Annotated in this window: 7 protein-coding genes; 2 read left to right on the top strand and 5 right to left on the bottom strand. The window is 73.0% G+C overall.

Annotation, left to right across the window (positions count from 1 at the left end; translation table 11 throughout):
• Window positions 1-118: 118 nt before the first annotated feature.
• Together BIU91_RS16125 and BIU91_RS16120 are read right to left on the bottom strand one after the other, a co-directional pair.
• Entirely contained in the window at window positions 119-601 is a 483-nt protein-coding gene (locus tag BIU91_RS16125; RefSeq protein WP_071406263.1) for an FBP domain-containing protein, read from the bottom strand.
• Window positions 602-769: 168 nt separating this feature from the next.
• Window positions 770-1516 (bottom strand): methyltransferase domain-containing protein, encoded by a 747-nt coding sequence (locus tag BIU91_RS16120; RefSeq protein WP_071406262.1) that lies wholly within the window; start codon window positions 1514-1516, stop codon window positions 770-772.
• A 38-nt stretch (window positions 1517-1554) separates the two neighbouring features.
• On the opposite strand from BIU91_RS16120, the gene BIU91_RS16115 reads away from it, so the two are divergent.
• Complete coding sequence (locus tag BIU91_RS16115; protein ID WP_071406261.1) at window positions 1555-1758, top strand: hypothetical protein; 204 nt, start codon at window positions 1555-1557, stop codon at window positions 1756-1758.
• A gap of 45 nt (window positions 1759-1803) precedes the next feature.
• Here the strand turns inward: BIU91_RS16115 and BIU91_RS16110 are convergent, their stop codons facing one another.
• From BIU91_RS16110 to BIU91_RS16100, 3 genes are all read right to left on the bottom strand, one after another.
• The gene (locus BIU91_RS16110) at window positions 1804-2715 is read right to left on the bottom strand and encodes a helix-turn-helix transcriptional regulator (RefSeq protein ID WP_071406260.1); all 912 of its coding nucleotides are present in this window, start codon (window positions 2713-2715) and stop codon (window positions 1804-1806) included.
• A 447-nt stretch (window positions 2716-3162) separates the two neighbouring features.
• The gene (locus BIU91_RS16105) at window positions 3163-4437 is read right to left on the bottom strand and encodes a hemolysin family protein (protein ID WP_071406259.1); all 1275 of its coding nucleotides are present in this window, start codon (window positions 4435-4437) and stop codon (window positions 3163-3165) included.
• Between the two features lie 161 nt (window positions 4438-4598).
• Entirely contained in the window at window positions 4599-5720 is a 1122-nt protein-coding gene (locus BIU91_RS16100) for a M23 family metallopeptidase (protein ID WP_071406258.1), read from the bottom strand.
• Window positions 5721-5882: 162 nt separating this feature from the next.
• Here BIU91_RS16100 and BIU91_RS16095 point away from each other — a divergent pair, with 162 nt between their 5' ends.
• Window positions 5883-6377: a hypothetical protein gene (locus BIU91_RS16095; RefSeq protein ID WP_071406257.1), complete on the top strand. Its 495-nt coding sequence runs from the start codon at window positions 5883-5885 to the stop codon at window positions 6375-6377.
• The last annotated feature ends 15 nt before the right edge of the window (window positions 6378-6392 follow it).

Here is a 6392-nt window from a genome sequence, read left to right as displayed (position 1 = left end):
GCCTCCCGTCCGTCGTCAGTCGCGTTTGCGGACGCGAGACGCCGGCGTCAGCGCGAGACGCCTCCGAATCCGGCGGCGTCTCGCTGACTCGGCGGCGTCCTTCGAGGACGCCGGCGTCTCAGACCTCGGCGGCGAAGGACGCGGCCCGGACCTGCAGGTCCTCGATGCGCCGGAGGCGCGCGGCCTCGACGTCGTAGCCCTCGTAGGCGGGCGGCGGGAGCTTCCGGACGTTCCGCGAGCACTGGAAGTCCTGGCAGACAAGGGTGCCGACGGTGTTGCCGTTCCGTCCGGCCGGCCCGGACCGTTTCGCGCTGTAGAACGCGACGTCGTTCGGCAGCTTGACGTCCTGGCACCACGAGCACTGGGCACGGGAGCGGGGCGAGGCCTCGGCCTGCCGGAACAGGATGCCGATCAGGTCGCCGTCCAGGGTCGGCACGACGGCGTACGCACGCCGACCGATCTTCGGGTCGCGCCAGCCGAGGTAGTCGAGCGCGTCCCAGTCGAGCGTCTCGAAGTCGGCGGGCAGCGTGAGGTCGGACACCTCCTTGCGCGAGGCGTTGACGAAGGACGTGCGGAGGGTCTTCTCCACGATGGGGAGCATGGGTGATCGCTTTCGTACGGGCCCGGGGCGTGCGGACGCACACCGCACCGGGCGGAGGAGGTCAGGGTTCGACGAGGTCGGCCGCACCCGAGGGCACGACCGAGGGCCTCACGCCCTGATGCCGGCGATACGGGCGCCGACCACCTCCTGGAAGCTCACCCGACCAGCCTACGACCGGGTGTCAACCCCGGCCCGGTCCGCCCGCGGTCGGTTCGGCGTCGCCGTGACCAGGACGACCGAGCCCTCGTACGTCGGGCGGATCCGCAACGAGCCGTGCCGCCGGTCCCACTCCCCCGACTCCAGCGCGGTCCGGAGCGCGGCCACCGACCGCCGGACGGTGAACTCGTCGACCAGTCCCCATGCCGGGTCCGCCTGGCGCACGCCGGGGTCGAGCAGTCGCTCGGGGCGGGCGTAGTACGCCTCGGCGAACCCGTCGACGCACGTGAACGGGATCGGCAACGGGGTGGTCGTCACGGTGTCGTCGCCCAGTGCGTCGGCGATCCGCGGCAGTGCGGGGTGGCGACGGGCGTCGGCCGCCAGCACCTCGGGCGCGTACTCGGTGAGCCAGGAGCGCTCGATGCGGTCGGGGTCGAACGTCAGCACCACGATGGGGCCCCGGGTCACCCGACGCACCTCGGCGAGCCCGCGCTCGAGGTCGTCCCACTCGTGCAGCGAGAAGCTCGTCATCGCGGCGTCGAAGGTGTCGTCGGCGAAGGGCAGGTCTCCGGCGGGCTCCACGGCGGTCACGTCGCGATTGGTCGGCGCGTACGAACCGGCACCGGCACCAGCGCCGATGTCGAGCACGGTCCGGGCGTTTCCGAGTGCCTTCGCGACCGCACGGGCGAACGCGGGTTCGGGCCGGCGGTGCTGCCGGTGGTCCGCGTCCCCTGCTGAGCCGTCCGTGGTCCTCGTCACGTCCCCACCCTACGAACCCGCGCTGCTATGTTCGACGGATGCTCGCAGACAGTGGTCTCGGATTCGTCGTCGTCCTCTACGCCCTGTTCGTGCTGGCGCTCGCCGTGCTGGCCGTCGCCCTCATCGTGCTCGTGTTCGCCGCGATCCGTGTGCTGCGGTTGTCGGCGATGGAGCGTCAGCTGCGCATCGAGCGGATGCGCTCGCCGGAGCTGTTCGGCGGCGACGTGCCGCCCCAGGCGTGACGGTCCGACCGCGAGGCTGACGCTCCCGGCGGTCCGGGGGCCGGGTCAGTCGACCGACTCGGACTCGGACTCCGACTCGCGCAGGGCCGCGTACTGCTCTGCCCGCTCCGTCGCGGCCCAGCTGCCGAGCAGCGCGAGCGACCGCTCGGACTCGCTGCCCGGTTCGGCCGAGTACGAGAACAGCGTCAGTCCGGGGTCGGCGACCAGGTCGAGCGCCTCGTAGGACAGCCGCAGCTCCCCCACGATCGGGTGGTCGATGCGCTTCTTGCCGGTGCGCTGCATCCGGACGTCGTGGGCGGCCCACCAGCCGCGGAACTCCTCGCTCCGGGTGGAGAGCTCACCGACGAGCGTGATGAGCCCCGGCTCGCAGGGGTTCGACACCGCGGCGGTCCGGAGCACGGCCACGGCGTCCTTCGCGGTCTGCGCCCAGTCGGGGAAGAAGTCGCGGGCGGCCGGGTCGAGGAAGGTGAAGCGTGCGGTGTTCACCGGGCGTCCGGGGCCGGCGAAGAGTGGTGCGTAGAGCGCACGGCCGAGCTCGTTCGTCGCGACGACGTCCCCGCGCTCGTTCCGCACCCAGGCCGGTGCGCCGGTGATGGCGTCGAGCAGCCGCTGCACGCCGGGGCGCACGCGGGTCGGCACGTTCCGGTGCATGACCTTCGCGCCGGAGTTCGCCAGGCGCGTGAGGTCCCACAGGTGCGCACGCTCGTCCTCGTCGAGCTGCAGGGCGCTCGCCAGGCCCTCGAGCACGCTGTCCGAGACGCCCTTGAGCGAGCCGCGCTCGAGTCGCGTGTAGTAGTCGACGCTGACGCCGGCGAGCATGGCGACCTCGTGCCGACGCAGCCCGGGCACCCGTCGGACCCCTCCGCCGAACGACGGCATGCCGACCTGCTCGGGGGTGAGCCGCGCCCGCCTGGAGGACAGGAAGTCGCGAATCTCGTTGCGCACGTCGATACCCATGGGGAGAGCGTACGTGCCCGGGCCGTGCGTCCGGCAGGCACGGGCGGTACCCGTCAGCCGGTCAGGGCGCGGCGGGGCCGCCGGCCGTCGCTGACTGGTCACGACACGTCGCGTGCCGTGCGCCGTCCCGTCGCAACCTGTCGGCTGGTGGCGCCGCAGGCGACGGCCTGTGACCGCTCGTCGGTGTCTGGCGGGGTGTTGCGACCGCCCGGAGCAGACGGGAGGCGCGGGGCGGCCCCGCCACGCGCCTCCCGCTCGCCGTCTGGTCGCGTTCTGTTGCGTGACCGGCCGTGCCCGACCGCTCGCGACACGTCGCGTGCCGCCCGCCGGGTGGTCGCGACCTGTCGGCTGGTGGCGCCGTAGACGACGGCCTGTGACCGCTCGCCGGCGTCCCGCGGGGTGTTGCGACCGCCTGCGCCAGGGGCTTCCCCCCGCTCTGTCCCGCGGTCAGGGCGCGGCGTCGGGTCCGATGCGCACCCGCGCGACGCGGTGACCGTCCATGGCGGTCACCTCGAGGCGGTGGCCTCCGGCCAGGACCACGTCACCGACCTCGGGCACGCGGTCCAGCTGCACCTGCACGAGCCCACCCACGGTCTCGTAGTCGCCGTCCGGCAGGACGGGACCGCCGTCCGCAGCCAGGTCCTCGAGCACCGTGGCACCGTCGACGCCGTCGTGCGCCAGCACCGACTCGTCGTGCTCGGTGGAGTCCCACTCGTCGCGGATGCGGCCGACGAGGTCCTCGAGTAGCGCCTCGAGCGTGACCATGCCCGCGCTGCCGCCGTACTCGTCGACCACCAGGGCGATCTGGTGGCCGTCGGTGCGCATGTCCGCGATCGCACTCGACAGCGACTTCGTCTCGGGCAGGGCGAGCACCGGCCGGACGAGCGTGGCGACCGGTGCCGAAGGATCGACCGGACGCAGCAGGTCACGGAGGTGCACGAAGCCCCGGACCTCGTCGCGCCCGCCGGAGGTCACGAGGTACCGGGTGTGCCCGGCCGCGATGGCCTGGTCGGTGGCCTCGGCGACGGAGAGACCGGCATCCAGCGTCGAGACGTCGTACCAGGGGCGCATCGACTCGCGCAGGATGCGGTCACCGGCGTCCAGGGCGCTGCGGGCGATCCGGCGTCCCTGCTCGTCGACGCCGGTGTGCTCGTCGACCAGGCCGCGGAGCTCCTCGGTGCTCATCGACTCGCTGCGGGCGTCCGGGTCGCCGCCGAGCAGTCGCACGACGGTGTCGGTGGACTTCGAGAGCAGCCAGATCACCGGCCGCATCAGCACCGCGAAGCGCTCCAGGGTCGGTGCGACGGCCATCGAGAAGCCCTCGGCACGCTGCAGGGCGAGGCGCTTCGGCACGAGCTCGCCGAACACGAGCGACAGGTACGCGATGACGAGGGTCATCAGCACCAGCGCGACGGCTTCGGCCGTGCCCTGCTCGAGGCCGAGCCCCTGGAACAGCGGCGCGACGTCGGGTGCGATCGAGGACGCCCCGTACGCGGCGGAGAAGAACCCGGCGACGGTCACGCCGATCTGCACGGCGGACAGGAACCGGTTGGGGTCACGGCCGAGCTCGGCGACCCGCATCCCGCGGGGGCCGCGGCGTTCGAGCTGCTGCAGCTGGGATTCGCGGAGGGAGACGAGTGCGATCTCGGCGGCCGCGAAGACCCCGCCGACGAGCACGAAGAGGATGACGAGCCCGAAGGCGATCCAGGTGTCGGCACCCATCAGCGGGCAGCCGCCTCGGATCGACGACGGGCGGGCGGTCTGTGGGGATCGTCCATGCCTGTGAGTCTGCACAGGCCGACTGGGACATCACCGTGCTGCGGCTCGACAGCGGCTGTGGATCCGGCCTCGCGACGGGGAGCGGCCGGTGCGGGGAGCGGTCGCTACAGCGTGAGCGAGCGACCGATGCGGGCTTCGAGCCACGCCTTCGGGTCGATCGGCGTGACGCCGTCCATCAGGACCTCGAGGTGCAGGTGGGCACCGGTCGAGACGCCGGACGACCCGACGAGCCCGATGAACTGCCCGGCCGCGACGGTGTCGCCGACCTTGAGCGGCGAGGAGCCGGGGATCATGTGGCCGTAGAGCGTGGACACCTGACGCCCGTCGACCACGTGGTCGATGATGACCGCGTTGCCGTACGAGAAGTAGGTGCCCGAGACCCGGACCTTGCCCGCGGCGACGGCGCCGATCGGCGTGCCCATGCCCGGGGTGAAGTCGAGGCCCTGGTGCAGCGACGAGCACGCGCCGCACGGTGCCGAGCGGTACCCGAAGCCGGAGCTCATCTGCACCGGGCCGGGGAACGGCGAGCGGACCGCGCCGCCGAACGACACGGCGCCACCCGCGGTCGCCGCGGTGTCGGCGGAACCAGCCGTCTTCGTGGTGACGGTCGAGCCGCCGCCGACGGTGAACCCGTCACGGTCGAACCCGGCGGCCGTGACCGCCTGGGTCACGGCGTAGTCCTGGGTGCGCACGATCGGTGCGATGGTCGAGGTGGCCATCGAGGTGCCGGCGCTCGCGTGGGCGGGCATCGCCGAGGCGGCGAACATCGCGATGGCGGCCGCGGCGCTGGTGAGGGTGATCCGTCCGGCGCGGGCCGACCGGGAGGCCCGGGGTGCGCTGGCGACGCGGGTCACCCTGGGTGCGGGGCGACGGACGACCCGCTGGATGCGGTCGTCGACGTGCTCGGTGGTGGCGCGTGCGGCTGCGGAGCGGCGGCCGGCCGGCTCGGCCGAGGACGCGGTCGCGGTCGCGAGGACGACGGCCTGCACGGGCTTGGCGACCTTCGCAGCCTTCGACGCCTTGGCCGGTTTCGCGGCCTTCGCCGGCTTGGCGACCTTCGCGGCCTTGGCCGGCTTCTCGGGCTTGGCGGCCTTCGCGACCGGCGCCGTCTTGCTGCGACGCTGCGGTCCGCGGGCTGCTGCACGCTCGGCCTCGAGGGCGGCGCGACGGGACAGGTGCACCACCGGGGTCTCCGGGTGCTGGTCGAGTTCGGGTGCAGTCGTCATGGCCGCCCACCATTCTGCACGACTCTGTCGCTTTGTACAGGCCCTTTCGTGATCTTTTCGTTACCGAGTGCGCTGGGAGCCCCCTGATCACCACGGGCGGAAACGGCCCCCGGGCCCTCCGCATCGGTACGGTCAGGGGAAAGCGACGGAAGGACCCGCACCATGGCCCGATCGCCGCGTGAGCGGTACGGAACGGTCGACCTGGCGTCGGCCGACGTCGTGCTGGCCGGTACCCAGGAACTCCTGCCCGTGCTCCGAGCCGCGGCCGTGCGCGCCGGGATCGACGCCGCGCGGATGCGGGTCATCGGGGTCGACGACCTGCCGGACCCCGAGGAGACGTGGGACGCGGCGTTGGCCGTCATCGCGATCCGTCGACCCGGTGACGACCCCGCGTTCCACCGGGCGCAGGCGGCCGCCGAGCTCATCGCGCCGATGCTCGCGCCGCACGCCGTCCGCATCGTCGTCACGGTGTCCGGGGTGACCCGCCTGGCGCCGAAGCTCGAGCGCACCCTGACATCCGAGGTCCTGCACCAGATCGATGCCGCGTCGGCGTCGTCCGGGTTCCGCCGGCCCTTCCGGCCGCTGCGCATGCGGCTCGGGCTCGCCGGGCTCCGTGCCGCCGGTGTCCGGGTGTTCCGCGTCTCGATCGGCGACTGAGCGGACGCCGAGCAG

The sequence above is a fragment of the Curtobacterium sp. MMLR14_002 genome, assembly GCF_001864975.1.
GTDB classification, from domain to species: Bacteria; Actinomycetota; Actinomycetes; order Actinomycetales; family Microbacteriaceae; genus Curtobacterium; species Curtobacterium flaccumfaciens.
This window is presented reverse-complemented; position numbering and strand designations above follow the sequence as displayed.